The organism is Metamycoplasma equirhinis, from assembly GCF_006385185.1.
GTDB classification, from domain to species: domain Bacteria; phylum Bacillota_I; class Bacilli_A; order Mycoplasmatales; family Metamycoplasmataceae; genus Metamycoplasma; species Metamycoplasma equirhinis.
On the sequence record NZ_VFIX01000058.1, the window covers coordinates 1 to 528 of the forward strand.

Below are 528 nucleotides of genomic sequence, written 5' to 3' on the forward strand. Positions count from 1 at the left end.
TGTTAGCACCACAACATCGTGTTCTGCGTACATCGGTCCGCTCCTAGCGTGGATAGGCGGTAACCAATCGAGGCACGCCGTCGGGTTCGTCGCTGATCCACACTGTACGCAATGCAACCATCCGGCCGCACCGTGATTCCACGACACCATCGACGATTGCCGTGACGCCGTAGGGTGTTGGGGCCGATCCGGCAACCGCGCCTGACGGTGCGGCCAGGGCGGCTGCCGGGGATGATCGCCGGCGTGGCGGCGAAACGAATGAACCGCGAACAGTTCTTCCGCGCGGCGTCGGGGCTCGATGAGGATCGCCTACGGACGGCGCTGTGGAACCTCTACTGGCGCGGCACCGCAAACATGCGGGAGCGCATCGAGGCCGAGCTGGCCAGCGCCGGGCGCGCCCGCCCGGCGCGCAAAATAAAGCCGCCGGCCGATCCGGGCATCGTGGGTTGGGAGGTCGATGAGTTCGTGTCACTGTCGCGGTCGGGTTCCTACCTGGGCCGGGATCGGCCGGTTTTGCTGTGGGAACGA

General features: G+C 66.3%; 1 protein-coding gene. It reads left to right on the forward strand.

The window, feature by feature from the left end; translation table 4 throughout:
• Positions 1 to 258: 258 nt before the first annotated feature.
• On the forward strand, positions 259 to 528 hold a 270-nt coding region (locus tag FJM08_RS08640; RefSeq protein WP_211331353.1), incomplete at its 3' end, for a hypothetical protein.